Annotated in this window: 22 protein-coding genes and 1 tRNA gene; 6 read left to right on the top strand and 17 right to left on the bottom strand. The window is 67.6% G+C overall.

The features are described 5' to 3' along the window. Nucleotides 1-2: 2 nt before the first annotated feature. The 7 genes from glyA to rplM form a co-directional block, all read right to left on the bottom strand. Nucleotides 3-1286 carry a serine hydroxymethyltransferase gene (gene glyA, locus ACW17W_RS08230; RefSeq protein WP_492076432.1) on the bottom strand — a complete coding sequence of 428 codons (1284 nt, stop codon included), beginning with the start codon at nt 1284-1286 and terminating at the stop codon, nt 3-5. A gap of 68 nt (nt 1287-1354) precedes the next feature. Further along, nucleotides 1355-1537 carry a DUF6898 family protein gene (locus tag ACW17W_RS08225; protein ID WP_492076431.1) on the bottom strand — a complete coding sequence of 61 codons (183 nt, stop codon included), beginning with the start codon at nt 1535-1537 and terminating at the stop codon, nt 1355-1357. Between the two features lie 9 nt (nt 1538-1546). Beyond that, nucleotides 1547-2041: a peptide-methionine (R)-S-oxide reductase MsrB gene (gene msrB, locus ACW17W_RS08220; RefSeq protein WP_492076430.1), complete on the bottom strand. Its 495-nt coding sequence runs from the start codon at nt 2039-2041 to the stop codon at nt 1547-1549. Between the two features lie 189 nt (nt 2042-2230). Beyond that, nucleotides 2231-3175 (bottom strand): N-acetyl-gamma-glutamyl-phosphate reductase, encoded by a 945-nt coding sequence (gene argC, locus ACW17W_RS08215; RefSeq protein ID WP_492076429.1) that lies wholly within the window; start codon nt 3173-3175, stop codon nt 2231-2233. Next, nucleotides 3176-3619: a hypothetical protein gene (locus ACW17W_RS08210; RefSeq protein WP_492076428.1), complete on the bottom strand. Its 444-nt coding sequence runs from the start codon at nt 3617-3619 to the stop codon at nt 3176-3178. A 72-nt stretch (nt 3620-3691) separates the two neighbouring features. Next, entirely contained in the window at nt 3692-4177 is a 486-nt protein-coding gene (gene rpsI, locus ACW17W_RS08205; RefSeq protein ID WP_492076427.1) for a 30S ribosomal protein S9, read from the bottom strand. 2 nt (nt 4178-4179) lie between these two features. Beyond that, nucleotides 4180-4656, bottom strand: coding sequence for a 50S ribosomal protein L13 (rplM, locus tag ACW17W_RS08200; protein ID WP_492076426.1), 477 nt, complete (start codon nt 4654-4656; stop codon nt 4180-4182). A gap of 270 nt (nt 4657-4926) precedes the next feature. Between rplM and ACW17W_RS08195 the strand changes: the two genes are divergently transcribed. After that, nucleotides 4927-6330, top strand: a complete 1404-nt coding sequence (locus tag ACW17W_RS08195; RefSeq protein WP_492076425.1) for an alkaline phosphatase PhoX — start codon at nt 4927-4929, stop codon at nt 6328-6330. On the opposite strand, the gene ACW17W_RS08190 is transcribed toward ACW17W_RS08195, so the two are convergent. After that, the gene (locus ACW17W_RS08190; protein ID WP_492076424.1) at nt 6299-7366 is read right to left on the bottom strand and encodes a COX15/CtaA family protein; all 1068 of its coding nucleotides are present in this window, start codon (nt 7364-7366) and stop codon (nt 6299-6301) included. The genes ACW17W_RS08195 and ACW17W_RS08190 overlap by 32 nt on opposite strands. A gap of 150 nt (nt 7367-7516) precedes the next feature. Between ACW17W_RS08190 and ACW17W_RS08185 the strand changes: the two genes are divergently transcribed. After that, nucleotides 7517-7768, top strand: coding sequence for a transglycosylase (locus ACW17W_RS08185; RefSeq protein WP_492076423.1), 252 nt, complete (start codon nt 7517-7519; stop codon nt 7766-7768). An 8-nt stretch (nt 7769-7776) separates the two neighbouring features. Further along, on the top strand, nt 7777-7986 hold the full coding sequence (locus tag ACW17W_RS08180; RefSeq protein ID WP_492076422.1) for a DUF2842 domain-containing protein: 210 nt from the start codon (nt 7777-7779) through the stop codon (nt 7984-7986). Nucleotides 7987-8052: 66 nt separating this feature from the next. Here the strand turns inward: ACW17W_RS08180 and ACW17W_RS08175 are convergent. The 7 genes from ACW17W_RS08175 to ACW17W_RS08145 all read right to left on the bottom strand — a co-directional run bounded on the left by ACW17W_RS08175 (nt 8053) and on the right by ACW17W_RS08145 (nt 12261). Next, nucleotides 8053-8129: transfer RNA gene (locus tag ACW17W_RS08175), tRNA-Pro, on the bottom strand. 73 nt (nt 8130-8202) lie between these two features. Then, nucleotides 8203-8631 (bottom strand): MerR family transcriptional regulator, encoded by a 429-nt coding sequence (locus ACW17W_RS08170; protein ID WP_492076421.1) that lies wholly within the window; start codon nt 8629-8631, stop codon nt 8203-8205. 5 nt (nt 8632-8636) lie between these two features. Further along, nucleotides 8637-8945: an integration host factor subunit alpha gene (locus ACW17W_RS08165; RefSeq protein WP_492076420.1), complete on the bottom strand. Its 309-nt coding sequence runs from the start codon at nt 8943-8945 to the stop codon at nt 8637-8639. 74 nt (nt 8946-9019) lie between these two features. Beyond that, on the bottom strand, nt 9020-9997 hold the full coding sequence (locus ACW17W_RS08160) for a beta-ketoacyl-ACP synthase III (RefSeq protein WP_492076419.1): 978 nt from the start codon (nt 9995-9997) through the stop codon (nt 9020-9022). Continuing rightward, complete coding sequence (gene plsX / locus ACW17W_RS08155; RefSeq protein WP_492080291.1) at nt 9994-11046, bottom strand: phosphate acyltransferase PlsX; 1053 nt, start codon at nt 11044-11046, stop codon at nt 9994-9996. Before plsX ends, ACW17W_RS08160 begins: the two co-directional genes overlap by 4 nt. A gap of 133 nt (nt 11047-11179) precedes the next feature. After that, the gene (locus ACW17W_RS08150) at nt 11180-11710 is read right to left on the bottom strand and encodes a YceD family protein (protein WP_492076418.1); all 531 of its coding nucleotides are present in this window, start codon (nt 11708-11710) and stop codon (nt 11180-11182) included. Then, on the bottom strand, nt 11707-12261 hold the full coding sequence (locus ACW17W_RS08145) for a ubiquinol-cytochrome C chaperone family protein (RefSeq protein WP_492076417.1): 555 nt from the start codon (nt 12259-12261) through the stop codon (nt 11707-11709). The genes ACW17W_RS08150 and ACW17W_RS08145 overlap by 4 nt, the downstream gene beginning before the upstream one ends. A 90-nt stretch (nt 12262-12351) precedes the next feature. Between ACW17W_RS08145 and ACW17W_RS08140 the strand changes: the two genes are divergently transcribed. Then, entirely contained in the window at nt 12352-12840 is a 489-nt protein-coding gene (locus tag ACW17W_RS08140; RefSeq protein ID WP_492076416.1) for an outer membrane protein assembly factor BamE, read from the top strand. A gap of 114 nt (nt 12841-12954) precedes the next feature. On the opposite strand, the gene ACW17W_RS08135 is transcribed toward ACW17W_RS08140, so the two are convergent. Together ACW17W_RS08135 and tpiA are read right to left on the bottom strand one after the other, a co-directional pair. Continuing rightward, entirely contained in the window at nt 12955-15105 is a 2151-nt protein-coding gene (locus ACW17W_RS08135) for a sodium-translocating pyrophosphatase (RefSeq protein ID WP_492076415.1), read from the bottom strand. Nucleotides 15106-15286: 181 nt separating this feature from the next. Beyond that, nucleotides 15287-16036 carry a triose-phosphate isomerase gene (gene tpiA / locus ACW17W_RS08130; RefSeq protein WP_492076414.1) on the bottom strand — a complete coding sequence of 250 codons (750 nt, stop codon included), beginning with the start codon at nt 16034-16036 and terminating at the stop codon, nt 15287-15289. Between the two features lie 189 nt (nt 16037-16225). On the opposite strand from tpiA, the gene ACW17W_RS08125 reads away from it, so the two are divergent. Next, complete coding sequence (locus ACW17W_RS08125; protein WP_492076413.1) at nt 16226-18145, top strand: peptidylprolyl isomerase; 1920 nt, start codon at nt 16226-16228, stop codon at nt 18143-18145. Between the two features lie 11 nt (nt 18146-18156). Then, nucleotides 18157-19725, top strand: coding sequence for an anthranilate synthase component I (gene trpE / locus ACW17W_RS08120; protein ID WP_492076412.1), 1569 nt, complete (start codon nt 18157-18159; stop codon nt 19723-19725). Nucleotides 19726-19730: the final 5 nt, after the last annotated feature.

The raw sequence follows: 19730 nt of genomic DNA, 5'->3' as shown, positions 1-19730 counted from the left end.
GGTTATCCGTAGATCGGGAAGCGGTGCGTCAGTTCCCGCACGCGGGCGGCGACCGAGGCCACGACCGCCGGATCGGCTTCGTCTCCGCCGTTCATCGACGAAACGACATCGGCGATCCAGTGGCCGATCTGCTGGAACTCGACCTCGCCGAAGCCGCGCGTGGTGCCCGCCGCCGTGCCCAGTCGCACGCCCGAGGTCACCGTGAACGGGGTCGTGTCGAACGGCACGCCGTTCTTGTTGCAGGTCATCAGGGCGTGCTCCAGCTGCAGCTCGGTCGCCTTGCCGGTCACGCCCTTGGGCCGCAGGTCGACCAGCATCAGGTGGCTGTCGGTGCCCCCGGAGACGATGGCCAGGCCCCGTTCGACCAGCACGGCCGCCAGCGCCCGGGCGTTGCTCACCACCTGTTGCGCATACAATTTGAACTCGGGCTTCAGCGCCTCGCCGAAGGCCACGGCCTTGGCGGCGATGACATGCTCCAGCGGCCCGCCCTGCAGACCGGGGAAGACGGCCGAGTTGATCTTCTTGCCGATCTCGACGTCGTTCGACAGCACCATGCCGCCGCGCGGGCCGCGCAGGGTCTTGTGGGTCGTCGTCGTCACGATGTGGGCGTGGGGCACCGGATCGGGATAGGCCTTGCCCGCCACCAGGCCGGCATAGTGGGCCATGTCGACCATCAGATAGGCCCCGACGCTGTCGGCGATCTCGCGGAACCGGGCGAAGTCGATGTGGCGGCTGTAGGCGCTGGCCCCCGCGATGATCAGCTTCGGCTGTTCCTTGCGGGCCATCTCGGCGACGTGGTCATAGTCGATCAGATGGTCGCTCTCGCGCACCGTATAGGTCACCGGCCTGAACCACTTGCCGGACTGGTTGGCCGGCGATCCGTGCGTCAGGTGGCCGCCCGCCGCGAGGTCCATGCCGAGGAAGGTGTCGCCGGGTTGCAGCAGGGCCTGGAACACCGCCTGGTTGGCCTGGGCCCCCGAGTGGGGCTGGACGTTGGCGAAGGCTGCGCCGAACAGTTCTTTCGCCCGCTCCCGCGCCAGATCCTCGGTGATGTCGACGAATTCGCAGCCGCCATAGTAGCGACGGCCCGGATAGCCCTCGGCGTATTTGTTGGTCAGCACCGAGCCCTGGGCGTCCAGCACCGCCCGGGAGACGATATTCTCGGAGGCGATCAGCTCGATCTGTTCCTGCTGCCGGGCCAGCTCGCCCTGGATCCCGTTGAAAATCGCGGGATCGGCGTCGGCCAGCGACTTCGAGAAATAGTCGGCGTGGGTAAAGGCGGTCACTGGAGTCCCCGGGGAAATCTGAAGCCGCCCTATCTAGTCCCGGCCGACCCTGACCACAACATCTTGTGTCAGCCGGGGGGCAGCAGACGCCTGAGCTTGGCCACGGCGACGCGTTCGACGGCTTTCGGCTCATGGGCCGGGCCTATGGCCACCGCCTCGCGTCCCGTGGCGACATGGACGGCCGTCACCTTCAGATAGGCCCCCGTGCGAAGACTCTCGACAATCACCTCGCCGAGCTCCGGATTCGCCATTGCGCGCGCTCAGCCGGGCCTGAACAACAGCGCCACGCCGTTGTTGCAATAGCGTTTTCCGGTCGGCCGCGGGCCGTCGTCGAAGACATGGCCCTGATGCCCCAGACACCGGGCGCAGTGATATTCGGTGCGCGGAATGCCGATCTCGAAATCGGTCTTCGTGCCGATATTGGCCGGATTGACCTGAAAGAAGCTGGGCCAGCCGGTGCCGCTGTCGAACTTCCAGGCCGACAGGAACAGGGGCAGCTCGCAGCCGCGACAGACGAAGGTCCCGGCCCGCTTCTCATTGTCCAGGGGGCTGGTGAAGGGGCGTTCGGTCGCAGCCTGGCGCAGGACGCGATAGCTGGCCGCCGGCAGGGCCGCCCGCCACTGGGCCTCGGTCATGCGCCGGAACGGCGAGGCGGCGAAGGCGTCTGCGGCAGACGCGCGTGACGAACACCCCGCCGCCAGCACGGCGCCGGCGCCGAGCAACAGCGAACGTCGGGGAAGGGAGAACTGGGTCATGCCTCCACTACGTCGGGAAAGACGAAGCAGTTTCAAGTCTCCTCCCAGCGCCGCAGGCGTGGGGAGGTGGATCGGCGCCCTTGCGCCGAGACGGAGGGGTTCTTGAAACAGCAACGCTCGTGGGGCTGAAGAACCCCTCCACCACTTCGTGGTCCCCCTCCCCATCGCAAGTGCGATGGGGAGGAGAGTCTATTCCAGCCCGGTCGCCTCATACAGGCCCAGCATCAGGTTCAGGTTCTGGACCGCCGCGCCGGACGCCCCCTTGCCCAGGTTGTCCAGCAGGGCGACCAGACGCACCTGCTCGCCCTCACGATCGCCGAACACATGCAGACGCATGGAATTCGTGCCGTTCAGACCCTCGGGGGCCAGACCGGTCATGGCCTCGGTCTCTTCCAGGGAGGCGACCTCGACAAACCGTTCGCCGTCATAGGCCTCGACCAGGGCGCCGTGGATGACCTCGATCGAGGTGCGCGACGGCAGGGCCGACAGCTGCAGGGGAACCTCGACAATCATCCCCTGACGGTAGGCGCCCACGGCCGGAGTGAACAGGACGTCGCGGTTCAGGCCGGCGTGGCGGGTCATCTCGGGCACGTGCTTGTGCTTCAGGCTCAAGCCATAGGCGCGGTACGGCGGCGCCTTGGCCGCGTCCGCGCCCTCGAACTCGGCGATCATCGACTTGCCGCCGCCGGAATAGCCCGACACGGCATTGACCGTCATCGGCAGGAAGCCGGGAATGATCCCCGCCCGCACCAGGGGCGCGACCAGACCGAGGAAGCCGGTCGGATAACAGCCGGGGTTGGACACACGTTTCGACGCCGAAATGGCCTCCCGCTGGCCCGGCCGCAGCTCGGCGAAACCATAGGTCCAGCCGGTGGCGATCCGGTAGGCCGTCGAGGCGTCGATCACCCGGACCTCGGGGTTGTCGATCATGGCGACCGCGTCCTTCGCCGCCTCGTCTGGCAGGCACAGGATAACCAGATCGGCGGCGTTCAGCGCCTCCCGACGTTTGGCCGCGTCCTTGCGGTCGCCTTCCCCGAGGGAGATGAACGACAGTTCCCCCCTGCCCTTCAGCCGCTCGCGGATCTCCAGACCCGTGGTCCCGGCCTCGCCGTCGATGAAGAGGGTGTGGGTCATTCAGAATTCCGAACCTGGAACCGGGGGGTGCAGGTCAAGGACGCGTTGGTCCTGCAACCAGATGGCATCGATGATGGCGAACACATCCTTGGCGAGGGGCGTGCCAACCACGTCCTCGCGATTCAAGGCTTTAGCTACCAAGGGGCTGTCGGCGATGCTCCGTTTGCCGGCGTCCACCACCCGGAAGGCAGGCCCCGTCTCAACTATCCGATATTCAAGGCTAACGGCGACACGGCTTGAAGCAGGCGCTCCGCCCCATTCGCCAATGATGAGGTCAAAGTTGGCGCCTTGGTCTGCGACATGTCCGTCGGTCCACTGGACCACGTACGCCGCGAGCGCGCCGACCTCATCCGACGCATAGCCATTCAGGACGCGCGTCGTTCGACCGCAACATTCGCAGTAGGTCGGTGGGTGCTCGACACCCTTCTCGATCGTGATGGCCAAGCGAACCTCAAAGAAAAAAGGGCGCTCCGGTTTCCCGAAGCGCCCCGTTTTGTATCGCTGTCGCGAAACGGCCTAGCGCTTCGAGAACTGGAAGGACTTGCGGGCCTTGGCCCGGCCGTACTTCTTGCGCTCGACGACGCGGCTGTCGCGCGTCAGGAAGCCGTGCGGCTTCAGGACCGGGCGCAGGGCCGGCTCATAGTGGGTCAGGGCGTGCGACAGGCCGTGGCGGATGGCGCCGGCCTGGCCGGAAAGGCCCGAACCCTCGACCGTGCAGACCACGTCGAACTGGGTCTCGCGACCGCAGACGACCAGGGGCTGGGCGATCATCATGCGCAGGATTTCGCGGGCGAAATACTGCATCTGGTCCTTGCCGTTGATGGTGAACTTGCCGGTGCCGGGCTTGACCCAGACGCGGGCGATCGCGTTCTTGCGCTTGCCGGTGGCGTAGGCGCGGCCCTGGGCGTCCAGCTTCTGGACGTATTCGGGGGCGGCCTCGGCCGTGGCGGACAGGCCCTTCAGGGCGTCGAAGCCGGTGGCTTCCGTGGTCACGTCGGTCATGCTCAGACGCTCCGGGTGTTCTTGGCCGAAGCCGCCGCGAAGGCGATCGTCTCGGGCTGTTGGGCTTCATGGGTGTGCGTCGAACCGACGAACAGACGCAGGTGCGTCATCTGCTTGCGGGCCAGGGGGCTTTCCTTGGGCATCATCCGCTCGACAGCCTTTTCCAGCACGCGCTCGGGGAACTTGCCGGCCATAACCTTGGCAGGGGTCGTTTCCTTGATGCCGCCCGGGTGGCCGGTGTGGCGATAGTAGACCTTGTCGGTCGATTTCTTGCCGGTGAACACGACCTTGTCGACGTTGGTCACGACGACATAGTCGCCGCAGTCAACGTGGGGCGTGTAGCCCGGCAGGTGTTTGCCGCGCAGGCGGTTGGCGATGAAGGTCGCGAGGCGGCCCACGACGACGCCTTCGGCGTCGATGTGAATCCACTTCTTTTCGACCTCGGCCGGCTTCAGCGAAGCCGTGGTGGTCTTCAACATGACGAAGGGTCCCAGGAGAACGGAAAAAACTCTTGGCTCCTCCCGACCACTGGCCGGAACGAACGGAAGGCGCGCTGATAGAGGAGAGGACCGGGCGGGTCAATACGCGCCCCCTACACGGGAAGGCTGCAACATACTGAAAACTATGCCTATTTTAGATACGGTATGAAAATACCGCATTCGCGGCGGGCAAGCGGTCGATTTTCGTCATCGAAACGTGACCGTTTCGGTCTAGCCGCTACATCATAACAGTCGCCACCGGATCGTCCCATGCTCACCCACCGTCGCGGCCTTCTGGCCGGCAGCGCCGCCGCCCTGGCCTTCTCCGGCCTCGCCCGGCATGCGCTGGCCCAGAACGCCGCCGTAACCACCGCCGGGGGCGAGACCTATATCAATGAGGTCGAGGGCTATGGCCCGCTGAGGGCCGACCCCAACCGCCTGCTCGACCTGCCCGATGGCTTTTCCTATCAGGTCGTGGCCCAGAGCGGCGACACCATGGACGACGGCCTCTATGCCCCGGGCCAGCCCGACGGCATGGCCTGTTTCCCGCTGAATGACCGCCAGGTCGCCCTGGTCATCAATCACGAGCTCAAGGGGTCCAGCGGCCTGCACCGCAATCTGGGTCCCGGGGGCCTGAAGCAGGAGCGGATCGGCCTGCTGGACGCCGGCCGCGCCTTTGACACCTACAAGGACGGGCGCCCCCTGCCCGGCGGCTGTTCGACCCTGGTCTATGACCTTGGGACGCGGGCGGTGATCAGCCGGCGACTGACGCTCGCCGGCACCTCGAACAACTGCTGCGGCGGGCCGACCCCGTGGGGCAGCTGGCTGAGCTGCGAGGAGACGGTCGATACCCCCGCCGACGCCGATGTGATGAAGCCGCATGGCTGGGTGTTCGAGGTGCCGGCCGCCGCAACCGGCCTGGTCGATCCCGTCCCGCTGAAGGCGATGGGCCGGTTCGACCACGAGGCTGTCTGTATCGATCCCCGCACGGGCATGGCCTATCTGACCGAGGATCAGAACGACGGCCTGTTCTACCGCTTCATCCCGACCACGCCGGGCAGGCTGGCGGACGGCGGCAAACTGCAGGCCATGGCGCTGAAGGGCGCCCCCTCGGCGGACACCCGCAATCAGGACAGCCGCCTGTGGGCCGTCGGCGACTGGCGCGAGATCGAGTGGATCGACATGGTCGATGTCGAGGATCCGGCCGGCGACCTGCGCCAGCGCGGACATGCCTCCGGCGCCGCCCTGGTCGCCCGCGGCGAGGGCGTCTGGTGGGGCGACGATGAAATGTACTTCACCGCCACCTCGGGCGGCCCGATCCGGCGTGGTCAGGTCATGCGACTGGTTCCCGGCCTGAACGGCGCCGCCGACCGTCTGCAGCTGTTCGTGGAAAGCACCGACCTGAAGACCATGAACATGGCCGACAACCTCACCATCGCGCCCTGGGGTCACCTGATCCTGTGCGAGGACAACTATTCCGAAGAGGTGCGCAACCACCTGAAGGGGGTCACCCCGGACGGCAGGGTCTATACGATCGGCCGCAACGTCTTCACCGGCAATTCGGAGTTCGCCGGCGCCTGTTTCTCGCCGGACGGAGAGGTGCTGTTCGTCAACATCATGTACCCGGGCATGACCCTGGCGATCAGAGGCCCATGGACCTCGGTCCGGACATGAAGACGCGTGGCCGGGATCGCCGGACCAGCCAAAGGTTGATCGTCGCCACCGCCAGGACCAGGGCAGCGCCCGCCTGATGCAGGCCGCCCAGCCACAGGGGCACGGCGTGGATCAGGGTCACGACGCCGAGCGCGGCCTGTAGCCACAGGGCGACGGCCAGGGCGATGGCCGAGGCGCCCAGACCCTCGGCCAGGCGCCAGCGCCAGCCCTGGATGGCATAGAGGGTCACCGCCAGCAGCAGGCCATAGGCCCAGATGCGGTGGTTGAACTGGACCAGCGCCTGATCGTGCAGGAAGGCCAGGGCGCCCTTCCCCCAATCGGCAGGCGGGAAGAACGATCCGTTCATCAGCGGCCAGTCCGTATAGACAAACCCGGCCTTGGCGCCCGCCACCAGCCCGCCCAGCAGACACTGGAAGAAGATCGCGCCCCACAGCAGGGCCGCGCCCCGGCTCCAGCCGCCCGGCGAGCGCGAATGGTCCTCGCCGGACCAGGCCTCCATCCCGGTCCAGATCAGGCCGGCGAAGATCAGCAGGGCCAGACCCAGATGCGTCGTCAGCCGTTCGGGCGCGACGTCGACCCGCTCGGACAGGCCGCTGGACACCATCCACCAGCCGATCAGCCCCTGCAGACCGCCCATGGCCAGCAGCAGGGCGCAGCGCCAGACCAGGCGGCGCGGAATGCGTCTCAGGACCAGAAAGACGACGAACGGCAGGGCGAAGACCAGGCCAATCAGCCGCCCGACCAGCCGATGCCCCCATTCCCACCAGAAGATGGTCTGGAACTCGGACAGACTCATGCCGGCATTGACCAGTCGGTACTGGGGAATGGCCTTGTATTTCGCAAACGCCTCGGCCCAGTCGGCGGCGTTCATGGGCGGCAGCGCCCCCATGATCGGCTTCCATTCGGTGATCGACAGGCCGGAGCCCGTCAGCCGCGTGATTCCGCCGATCACCACCATCAGAAAGACGATCGCGGCGCAGGCGAAAAGCCAGACGGCGACGGCGCGGCTCTGGTCACGCTGGATAAATCGGTTCATTCGACGCCTGCGGTCCTGACGGATAGACTGTCGGCGTCCGAAAGGGTCGGCCCCCGACCGTGGCGGTATGCCCCCCGATCGGGGCAAGATCAAAGCCGATTTGGCCGCGCGATGTCGCAGGCGAAATCGAACACTGTTGGAGGAGGCGGCTTGGAATACGCCGATATCGTCGTGGCCGTGCTGGGGACGCTGGTCGTCGCCTCCATCGCCGACATGCTGACCGGCCGCCGGGGCTATTTCGGCGCCCTGCTGGTGGCCGGGGTGGGCGCCCTGTGCGGCTGGTTCCTGCCGATCCGGGTGTTCGCCCTGACCACGATGGGCGAATGGACCTGGGTCGTCTGGTCGCTGGCCGGGGCGGCCCTCAGCCTGGCCGCCTACTATCTGTTCCGGAACATGCGCTGATGCAGCCCGTGACCAAGCCCAGCGGCCGCCGCGCCATCGCCTCGATCCTGACCCTGGCCTTCCTGGCCTTCTATATCTGGGCCGTGATCGCCGTGGGCGAACACCTGCCGGACCACTGGCTGGCCCAGCTGGCCTTCTACGGTCTGGCCGGGACCCTGTGGGGCGTGCCGCTCCTGCCCCTGTTCAGCTGGGCCGAGCGGGGCGGCGGCAAGGGCTGAGGCCCCCAAACGACAAAGGGGCCGCCCGAAAGCGACCCCTCTAACCAACCGTCTTCTTCAAGAAGATGGTCGGAGCGACAGGATTCGAACCTGCGACCCCTTGACCCCCAGTCAAGTGCGCTACCAGGCTGCGCCACGCTCCGAGAGGCGGTCGTATAGCGGGGCGTCCCGCGCGCCGCAAACCCTAAAAGCCGCAAAAATGCGGAGCCCCCGCCCCTATCCGGCCAGCACGGCGTCCAGTCGCGACTTGGCGGCCTGCAGATCGACCAGAACGTCGTGCAGGCCGGCCCATCTGCCCGGGGGGGGTGATGCAGGGCGGGCGAGGTCGGCGGCGTCCATGGCGAAGCCCGCCTCCGGGTCGCCATAGGCGGCCAGCCGCGCCAGCCCCTGTTCCTGATGCAGGCGCTGGACGCCCTTGATGGTCAGGCCCTCGTCATGCAGCAGCCGGCGAATGGCCTTCAGCACCACCACGTCCCGGGGACGATAGAAGCGCCGGCCGCCGGCGCGTTTGACCGGCGTCACGAAGGCGAATTTCGTCTCCCAGAAGCGCAGCACATGCTGGGGCGCGCCCACGGCCTCGGCCGCCTCGGAGATGGTGCGAAAGGCGTTCGGTCCCTTGACGGTCGTCCTGGACGCGGTCGCCATGGAGGTCAGGTTCCGACGACGGCGTCGTGGACCCGGGCCTTCATGATCTGCGAGGCGCGGAAGCTGATGACGCGACGCGGATTGATGGCGGCGGGTTCCCCCGTCTTCGGGTTGCGCCCCATACGGGCGCGCTTCTCACGCACCTGAAAGACGCCGAAACCGGACAGTTTGACGGTCTCGCCGCGCTCGAGCGATTCGACGATCAGCTCCAGGGTGCGTTCGACCATGGCGGAGCATTCCTGTCGCGACAGGCCCACCTCTTCATGGACCGCCTCGCACAGGTCGGCCCGGGTCAGTGTCGCCTGTTCACCCATAGCCTCAGCCTCCAGCCCTCAAGACGCGCATATAAAAGGCGAAAAGCGCCAAAAACAAAAGTCGTAAACGTGTTTTACAACCGGAAAGCGCAGGCGCCCCAGGTCAGGCCGCCGCCCATGGCCTCGAGAAGCACGATATCGCCCCGCTTGATGCGGCCATCGCGGATCGCCGTGTCGAGCGCCAGGGGTATGGACGCCGCCGAGGTATTGGCGTGCTGCGCCACGGTCAGGACGACCTTGGTCTCGTCCAGTCCCAGCCGGTCGCCGACGCCCTTGATGATGCGCTGGTTGGCCTGGTGCGGCACGAACCAGTCGACCTCGGACACCTCGAGACCCGCGGCCTTGCAGGCCAGGGTCACGGCCTCGGCGATATTGACGACCGCATGACGGAACACCTGATTGCCCAGCATCCGCAACTGGCCGACCGTGCCGGTCGTGGACGGACCGCCATCGACGTACAACAGGTCCGTCTTCGAGCCGTCGGCGCGCAGGGCGAAGCCGAGCAGGCCTTGATCGGCCTTGGTCCCCTGCCCCTCGCGCGGCTCGACCACCACGGCGCCGGCGCCGTCGCCGAACAGCACGCAGGTCGTCCGGTCGGTCCAGTCCATCAGCCGGGTCATTTCCTCGGCGCCGATGACCAGGGCGCATTTCGACAGTCCCCGCGCCACGAATCCGTCCGCCACGCTCAGGGCATAGACGAAGCCCGAACAGACCGCCTGGACGTCAAAGGCGATGCCCACCGGACATCCCAGTTTGGCCTGGACGATGACCGCGGTGGCCGGAAAGGTCATGTCGGGCGTGGTGGTGGCCACGATGATCATGTCGACATCGGCGGCGCTGCGACCCGCATGCTCCAGCGCGCGACGGGCCGCCTCCACCGCCAGATCGCTGGTCGGCTGGTCCTCAGCCGCCTGGTGGCGCTGTTTGATGCCGGTCCGGTCGGTAATCCACTCGTCGGTGGTGTCGACGAACCTCGCCAGATCGGCATTGGTCACGATCTTCTCGGGCAGGTAGGACCCCACCCCGGTAATCGCACTGCGTGTCACGCTCACTGGGTCGCCTCTTCGATAGCCGGTGCGCCGATCTGGGCGGTCTCGGCCGCCTCGATCACCTCGCCCAGCCGACCCAGACTGAGGCCGACCTTCTCAAGATAGTCGCTGCGGGCCAGATCGACCGCGATGCGGATGGCGGCCCCGAAGCCGCTGGCGTCGGCGCCGCCGTGGCTTTTGACCACAATGCCGTTGAGCCCGAGCAGGGGTCCGCCGTTAATCGCGTTCGGGTCGATGCGACGCCGCATCACCTTCAGCGCCGGCAGGGCGATCAGGGCGCCGATCCGGGACTGGACGCTGGAGGTCAGGGCCTCCTTCAACAGGGTCGAGATGAAGCGGGCCGTGCCCTCGGCGGTCTTGAGCGCGATATTGCCGGTGAAGCCGTCGGTGACGATGACATCCACCGTGCCCTTGGCGATGTCATCGCCCTCAACGAAGCCGTAGTAGGACAGGTCCAGCTCGCCGCTGCGCAGGATGCGGTGCGCCTCACGCACCTCCTCATGGCCCTTCATGTCCTCGGAACCGACGTTCAGAACCCCGATCACCGGCCTGGCCACGCCGTTGACCGCCGCATGATAGGCCTCGCCCATGATGGCGAACTGGATCAGCTGCCGGGCGTCGCTCTCGATATTGGCGCCGACATCCAGCACGGCCGTAATGCCCTTCAACGTCGGCCAGCCGGCGACGATGGCCGGACGCTCCAGCGCCTCGGCCGACATGCGCAGGATCAGTTTGGAGATGGCCATCAGGGCGCCGGTATTGCCGGCCGAGACGACCGCGCCGGCCTCGCCCTGTTTCACCGAATCAATGGCGTTCCAGAGGCTGGACCCCTTGCCCCGGCGCATGGCCTGGGCGGGCTTTTCGTCCATCGCCACGACCTTGTCGGTGTGGCGGACCTGGACCAGTGCCGGATCGAGATGCAGCCTCGCGATCTCGGCGCGAATGGCCGTCTCGTCGCCGTGAAGCAGGAATTTCAGGTCCCGGGCGTCGTGGCGCCGGACATAGTCACGAACCCCTCCCACGACCGCAGGCGGCCCATGGTCGCCGCCCATGGCGTCGAGGGAAATCACGGTCGGAGAAGGCAAGGACATTCAGCTCCACGCGCCGTCTGTTGCGGCGCTCAACTGCGGGATGAAGATAGCGATGGCCGCGGCGAATGGAAACCCGGCGACCCAGGGTCAACTTTCAGTCCTGGCCGGGATCGGCATCGTCGGGCCGCCGGAAGGCCTTGAGGACGGCGAAGGGCGAAATTTCGGCGGGCTCCGGAGGCTGGACAAACTCGGCGCCTGGCTTGCGCGGGAAGGGGTCGAGCGACAAGACCAACTGCTCCACGGCATACTGACCGAGGTCGATCCGGCCGTTCTCGATGACGTCCGGAACATCGTCGTCGATGGCGATCTCGATCTCGCCCGCATCATCGGGCACGGGGGCGCTCTCGACCAGATCAACAGAGAAGGTCTGGTCAATGACGACCGGCAGAGGCTCCAGGGTGATGCCGCAGGCCTGAACCGCGTCGGCCAGGACCCGTCCGCTGAGCCGCCAGCCCTCACGGGCCGGGGCGATGTGCAGGTCGGCCTCGAACCGGTCCAGCGAGATCAGGTCCAGACTGCGGGCGATGCGACGACGGACGTCCTCGCCGGCTTCGATCCGCCGGTCGACGCCGGCGCCGATTTCATTGATTCGCAGGATGTCGGACAGGATGGGATCCGCGCTCATGCTGCTACCTCCGGCCAGACGGGCCTGACGATGATGTCGCTGAACGGCTGGCCGGCCAGGAGCCGCCGCGCCTCGATCGCATAGCGGGCCAGATCGACAGCGCCGACCGCAGCCTCGTCCCCATGAACATTGCGGGCCAGAAGCGGCGCCAGGGCGGCATCGTCACCGGCGCGCAGAGGCGCCTCCCAGGCGACCATCCGGCCATAGAGGGCCTCGCCGAGGCTGCGCATCTTGCGCGCCATGGAGATATCGCCAACGCCCAGTTCGCGAAGCACATTGTCGAGGGCGGAGACATAGGCGTCGAACAGGGCCTGGGCCGCCTCCCCGCCCGGACCGGACGTCTGGTCGCCTTCGGGAGTCACATCCTCATCGCGCAGACGCAGGATCAGCAGCAGGGCGTGCAGGGTATAGAGCTCGAATCGCGCGTCGATCCGGTCCGCCACGCCCATCCGGGTATAGAACCCCGGCTGGCGCGCCTGGGCCGAGACGGCGGCGTACAGCGGATCGCCCACCTGTGCGACGACGCGTTTTCGAAAGAGACTTCTCAGCATGGTTTGGGCGGCCCCTTTTCCGCCGCGCCGTTGAACTAGGACGCGGGTCCGGTTAGGTCAAAGACCTTGTTCAATCCAGGCGACTGTTTCATGCCCCGTTACGCCCCCCTATTCGGAGCCGCCGCCCTTGTGGCGCTGAGCGCCGGCGCCCTCGGGGCCTGCGCCCCCGTCGTCGGTCAGCACGGCTTCCAGGCCATCGACGCCAAACCCGCCGACGTCGTCGCCGGCACGGACACCAAGGAAACGGTGCTGGCGCGTCTGGGTACGCCGTCGACGACCTCGACCTTCGAGGGCGACAATGTCTGGTACTACATGACCCAAACGACGGAGCGCTACACCTACAATACCGCCAAGGTGTCACAGCGCAGCGTTACCGAGATCACCTTCAACGAGGCCGACGGCAAGGTGGCCGGGGTTCGCACCCTGGGGCTGGAGGACGGTCGCCAGATCGCCATGGAACGTCGCGAGACCCCGACCCGCGGCCGCAGCCTGACCATCCTGGAACAGCTGCTCGGCAACGTCGCCCGCGGCCAGCTGCCCCGACAGGACGACGATCCCGGCCAGCGCCGCCCCGACTAGATTCCCGGCCAAAGGCCCCGAATTCAAAAACGCCCCGGAGATCGCTCTCCGGGGCGTTTCGTATTTGAGCGATCCCCCGCCACGCCGCGAACGCCGTGACGGAGGCCGCATCGGTCAGACGATCTTGCCCGACGCCAGCACCGCCAGCAGCAGCAGGGCGACGATGTTGGTGATCTTGATCATGGGGTTCACCGCAGGACCACTGGTGTCCTTGTAGGGATCCCCGACCGTATCGCCGGTGACGGCCGCCTTGTGCGCCTCCGATCCCTTGCCGTGGAGGACGCCGTTCTTGTCGGTGAAGCCCTCCTCGATCACCTTCTTGGCGTTGTCCCAGGCGCCGCCGCCCGAGGTCATCGAGATGGCCACGAACAGGCCGGTCACGATGACGCCCATCAGCATGGCGCCCAGGGCGGCGAAGGCATTGGCCTTGTCCGGCTGGATGAACAGCACCACGACGAACAGCACGACCGGCGACAGCACCGGCAGGAGCGACGGCACGATCATCTCCTTGATCGCCGCCTTCGTCAGGATGTCGACGGCGCGCGCATAGTCCGGCTTGGTCTCATAGGTCATGATGCCCGGGTTCTCGCGGAACTGACGGCGCACCTCGGCCACGACCGATTCGGCCGCCCGCCCCACGGCCGTCATCGACATGCCGCCGAACAGGAAGGGCAGCAGCCCCCCGAACAGCAGGCCGATCACGACATAGGGGTTGGTCAGGTCGAAGGCGACCGTGCCCAGACCATAGAAGAAGCTGCCCGGCTGGGCCTCGGCCGAGAAGAACTTCAGGTCCTCGGTATAGGCGGCGAACAGCACCAGGGCGCCCAGACCGGCCGAACCGATGGCATAGCCCTTGGTCACGGCCTTGGTCGTGTTGCCCACGGCGTCCAGGGCGTCGGTCTTCTCGCGCACCTCGGGCGGCAGGCCGGCCATCTCGGCGATGCCGCCGGCGTTGTCGGTGACCGGACCGAAGGCGTCCAGGGCCACGATCATCCCCGCCACGCCCAGCATGGTGGTGGTGGCGATGGCGATGCCGAACAGGCCCGCCAGCTGGAAGCTGGCGACGATGCCGACGATGATGGCCAGGGCCGGAAGCGCCGTGGACTCCAGCGACACGGCCAGACCCTGGATCACGTTCGTACCATGGCCGGAGACCGAGGCATTGGCGACCGAACGCACCGGACGGAAATTCGAGCCGGTATAGTATTCGGTGATGACCACGATGGCGGCCGTCACGCCCAGACCGACCATGCCGGACCAGAACAGGTTCATCGGCTGGATCAGCAGCCCGCCGGAGGTTTCCACGGCCCCGGGCACCAGTTGCCGGATAATCCACCACACGGCCACCGCAGACAGGAGACCGGTGACGATCAGGCCCTGATAGAGGGCCCCCATGATGTTGTTCGACTTGCCGAGACGCACGAAGAGGGAGCCGATGATCGAGGTGATGATGCAGATGCCGCCGATGGCCAGCGGCAGCAGCATCATGACGTCCACATAGGGCTGGTCGCGGAAGAAGATCGCCGCCAGCACCATGGTGGCGACCATGGTCACCGCATAGGTCTCGAACAGGTCGGCGGCCATACCGGCGCAGTCGCCGACATTGTCGCCGACGTTGTCGGCGATGGTGGCGGCATTGCGGGGATCATCCTCGGGGATTCCGGCCTCGACCTTGCCCACCATGTCGCCGCCCACGTCGGCGCCCTTGGTGAAGATGCCGCCGCCCAGACGGGCGAAGATGGAGATCAGCGAGGCGCCGAAGCCCAGGGCCACCAGCCCATCAATGACCTCGCGGCTGGTCGGCTCCAGACCCATGTGAACGGTCAGGACGATATAGTAGCCCGCCACGCCCATCAGGGCGCCGCCGGCCACGAACATGCCGGTGATGGCGCCGGAGCGGAAGGCGAGGTCCAGACCGCGCGCCAGACTCTCGGAGGCGCCCTGGGCCGTGCGGACGTTGGCGCGAACCGAAATCAGCATGCCGGCATATCCGGCGGCGCCCGAAAGCAGGGCGCCGACGAGGAAGCCGGCCGCCGCATAGGGCCCGATCAACAGCCAGGCGGCGATCAGGATGACGACGCCGACGATGGCGATGGTGGTGTATTGCCGCTTCAGATAGGCGGAGGCGCCTTCCTGGATGGCGGCGGCGATCTCTCGCATTCGGTCATTGCCAGTGCCGGCCTTCATCAGCACCCCGGTCTGGATGGCGCCGTACAGCACCCCCAGAACGCCGGCCGCAAAGGCGAGCGTCAGATAATTGTTCATTGGCGTTTCCATGCCTTGTCGAAAGGCGCACGGCCCCCTGGCCCCGGGTCTTCAGACCTCTGTCGGACAAGCGGTTCCCCCCCATGCGCCGCGGACGCATCAGCGCGCCCAGACGGGAGTCCCGTTAACCGTGCCAAATGCGACGAACCGACGCAACACCGCGATATCCGGCGGGTCCGCCTCAGGCCGCGCGAATGATCTGCAGGAAGTCTGCGGCCTTCAGCGACGCGCCGCCCACAAGGGCGCCCCCGACCTCCGGCACGGCGAGAATTTCAGCGGCGTTCGAGGGATTGACCGAACCGCCGTACAGGATCGGGGGGGTGCGGCCGGCCTCGCCCAGCCGTGCGATCAGGGCTGCGCGGACCGCGGCGTGCACCTCCCCGATCTGTTCGAGCGACGGCGTCAGACCCGTGCCTATGGCCCAGACGGGTTCATAGGCCAGGGCGAAGGCGCGCCCGGACAGGGCGTCGCTGACGGAGCCTGCGACCTGCGCGCTGACCACGGCGACGGCGTCGCCAGCCTCGCGCTGGGCCAGGGTCTCACCGACGCAGAGGATCGGCTCCAGCCCGGCCGACAGGGCCGCGTCGGTCTTGGCCGCGACATCGGCGTCGGCCTCGGCAAAGGCCGCCCGACGCTCGGAGTGGCCAAGAATCACCAGCCGCGCCCCGGCGTCGAAAAGCATGTCCGCCGACACGGATCCGGTGAAGGCGCCGGCCGCCCTGGCATGGCAATCCTGGCCCCCGACCTCAACGCCGCTTCCCTCGAGGGCGCGGGCCATCCGGTCGATCAGGGTTGCGGGCGGACACAGGGCCGTACGGCTGGCGGCCGGCTGGTCACGGAGGGCCTGCGACAGGGCCAGGGCCTCGGCCAGATTCGCCGACAGGCCGTTCATCTTCCAGTTGCCGACGATCATCTTCACGGATTGTTTCATGGGGCTCTCTTAGGCAAGGCGATCGGCGAAGCCAAGCTGTCGCCGCATTCCCCTGTTCCAGAGCCCGGCGCAGCGAACGGCCGGCCGGAGACGGATTTACCCACGGGTCTGCCGCTTGCCGCGCCGTCGCGCCCTGCCTATACGCCGAGGCGGCGTTCTCCATCGCGCCCAGACACCAGGTCCGCCCGAATGATCACCCTGTTTCGCAACTTCGCCCGCTCGAAATGGGCGATCGGCCTTCTGGCGATCGTCGGCTTCGCCGTGGTCTTCACCGGCGCGCAGATGGACGTCTTTTCAAGCCTCGGGCCGAAACATGTGATCAGCGCGGGTTCGCGCAGCCTCGATCAGGCGCAGTTCCGCCAGGACTTCGACCGCATCCGCGCCAATGCCGGCAAGGAGAGCGGCCGCACCTTCACCAATGAGGATCTGGTCAAGGAGAACGTCCACGTTCGCTATCTGGAAGAGAACACCCGCAAGCTGGGTCTTCTGGCCTGGGCCTGGGACGCCGGCATCCGCCCCGGCAAGGATCTGGTGATCAAACAGATCCGCGCCCTGCCCGCCTTCTTCAACCAGGTGTCTGGCAAGTTCGACGAAGCCCAGTATCAGGAAATCCTGGCCCGTGAGGGCGTCACTCCGGCGATTCTGGAACAGGAACTGCGCGATCAGGAAACCATCACCCAGTTCGGCTCTGCGGCGATCGCCGGGGTGCGCCTGCCCCGGATCTACGGCGCCCTTCTGGCCGCCGGCGCCATGCAGACCCGTGACGGACGCTGGTTCATGATCACCCCGGCCATGGTCGGGGCGCCCCCTGCCCCGACGGACGCCCAGCTGAACGCCTTTATCAATGAGAACGCCGCCCAGTTGCGCCGCCCCGAGTTCCGCATCGCCTCGGTCGTCCTGTTCAATGACGGACCGGAGGCCTCTGCCGCCCCCATCCCCGAGGCGCGGATCGTCGAGCGTTTCAACTTCAAGAAGGACACCCTGTCCCAGCCGGAGACCCGGACCTTCGTCACCCTGACGGCGCCCAGCAAGGCTGTGGCCGACCGGATCGTCGCCGCCCTGCGCGCCGGCCAGACGCCCGAGGCCGCCGGCCAGGCCAACGGCGGGGTCCAGCCGACTCCCTTCACAGCCACGCCGCGCAGCGCGGTGTCCGATCCCGCCGTCGCCGCTGCCGTATTCGGCGCCCAGGTGGGTCAGGTGCCCGACGCCATCCAGGGCCGCGTGGGCTTCACGGTCGTCAAGGTCACCGGCATCGTGGCCGGGACCGCGGCGACCCTTGAAAGCGCCCGCCCCGCCCTGATCGCCGAACTGCGTGACGAGGACGCCAAGGCCCGGGTGTTCCAACGCGTTGAACAGTATGAAAAGGCGCGGAGCGAGGGCAAGACCCTGGCCCAGGCCATCGAACTGATCGGCGCCCGCACGATCCAGCTGCCGCCCTTCACCCAGGACGGCAAACTGCCCGACGGCCAGCCGATGAATGCCCCGCCGCAAATCCTCCAGAACGCCTGGACCCTGTCCAAGGGCGGCGAGAGCGATGTGATCGACGCCGGTCAGGGCCAGTATTTCGTGCTGCGTCTCGACGACATCCGGCCCGCCGCCCTGCCCACCCTGGCGGAGGTGCGCGAACCTCTGGTGCAGGAATGGACCCGTCGCGAGATGGCCCGTCGCCTGTCCACCCGCGCCGACGAACTGGCTGCGCGTGTTCGCGGCGGTCAAGACATCGCCGCTGTCGCCGCCTCGGCCGGGGCCGCCCTGATCAGCCGGTCCTCCGTGCAGCAGTCGCCGGCGGTCCAGACCGAGTTTGGCGAGGCGGTCGTCGCAGGCCTGTTCGGTCAGGGTCGGGGACAGGTCTTCTCCGGTCAGGCCGACGGCGGATTTGTGGTCGGACGCGTCGATGCGATCCATCCGGCGGTCCCGGCCCTCGCCGCCCCGGCCGGCGAGCAGGTGCGGGTGCGGCTGGCCCAGCAGGTCGGCAACGCCCTGGTCGAGCAGATCGTCAATGCCGCCGCCCTGAAGGTGAAGGCCAAGAACGACCCCGCCCTGGCGCTCCAGGCGCTGGGCGTGACCGACACGGCCGCATCCGACACTCCGGCGACCCCGGCGCCGTGACGGCTGGAGGCATGGAGAGGGGCGCTGCGAGCTCCGGCGGCTTTGACGCCTTCGCCCAGGGGCTGGCCGACGGCCGGCCCCAGGTCGTCGTCCGGCGACTGATCGACGATCTGGAGACCCCGGTCTCGGCCTATCTCAAGGTCGGGCTGGGTCGTCCCCACGCCTTCCTGCTGGAATCGGTCGAGGGCGGCGCGCTGAACGGCCGCTATTCCATCATCACCCTCGACCCGGACGTGGTCTGGCGGTGCCGGGGCGGGTCGGCGGAGATCGCCCGGGGACCGGCGATCGCCGCCGGCCGCTTCAGCCCCGAGGCCCTGCCGGCGCTCGAGTCCCTTCGCGCCCTGATCGCCGCCACCCGGTTCGATCTGTCCGCCACGGCTGGAGGCGAACTGCCGCCGATGGCCGCCGGCCTGTTCGGGGTGTTCGGCTATGACATGGTGCGGCTGCTGGAGCCCCGGCTGCTGGATCAGAACGGGGGGGCGCCCAATCCCGACCCCCTCGACCTGCCCGACGCCGTCCTGACCCGGCCCTCTCTGGTCGCCATGTTTGATTCGGTGCGGCGCGAGATCGTCATGGTCGCCACCGCCTATCCGGACGCGGGCGTGGAGGCCGGCCCGGCCTGGGCCGCCGCCCACGCCCGTCTGGACGATTTCGAGATCCGACTGCGCCAACCGCTGCTGGGACGCAGCCCGCCGGAAGCCGCCGGGGCCCCGGCCTTCGCCTCGCCGGTCGATGAGCCGGCCTTCGGCCGGATGGTGGCGCGGGCCAAGGACTATATCGCGTCGGGCGACATCTTCCAGGTGGTGCTGAGCCACCGGTTCAGCGCGCCCTGGGCCGGCGACCCCTTCGCCTTCTATCGCTCCCTGCGGCGACAGAACCCCTCGCCCTATCTGTTCTATCTGAACTTCGGCGACTTCCAGCTGGCCGGGTCCAGTCCCGAGATTCTGGTGCGGCTGAAGGATGGCGGGGTCACCATCCGCCCCCTCGCCGGCACTCGCGGCCGGGGCGATACGCCCGAAGCCGACCGTGCGCTGGAGGCCGAACTGCTGGCCGATCCCAAGGAACGCGCCGAGCACCTGATGCTGCTGGATCTGGGCCGCAACGACGTCGGCCGGGTCTCCGTCCCCGGCACGGTCGAGGTCACCGAGAGCTTCGTCGTCGAACGCTACAGCCAGGTCATGCATATCGTCTCGAACGTCAGGGGGCGCGCCGATCCGAAGCTGGATGCGGTCGATACGCTTCTGGCCGCCCTGCCCGCCGGCACCCTGTCGGGCGCGCCGAAGGTCCGCGCCATGGAGATCATCGACGAACTGGAAGATCTGAAGCGCGGCGTCGGCTATGGCGGCGGCGTGGGCTATATCTCGGCCGGAGGCGAGGCCGACATCTGCATCGTCCTGCGCACCGCCCTGTTCGCCGACGGCCAGGTGTTCGTCCAGGCCGGCGCCGGCGTCGTGGCCGATTCGGATCCGGCCGCCGAATATGCCGAGACCTGCGCCAAGGCCCGCGCCCCGATGCGCGCCGCCGAGGACGCCTGGCGGTTTGAATTGGGCGCGCCCTTGAACGCTCCCGGCGTGATCTGAACTCT

The organism is Brevundimonas sp. FV1ye29L (genome assembly GCF_058681095.1).
The sequence above is the reverse complement of the archived record's forward strand: the minus strand, read 5'-3'. Positions and strand labels throughout refer to the sequence as shown.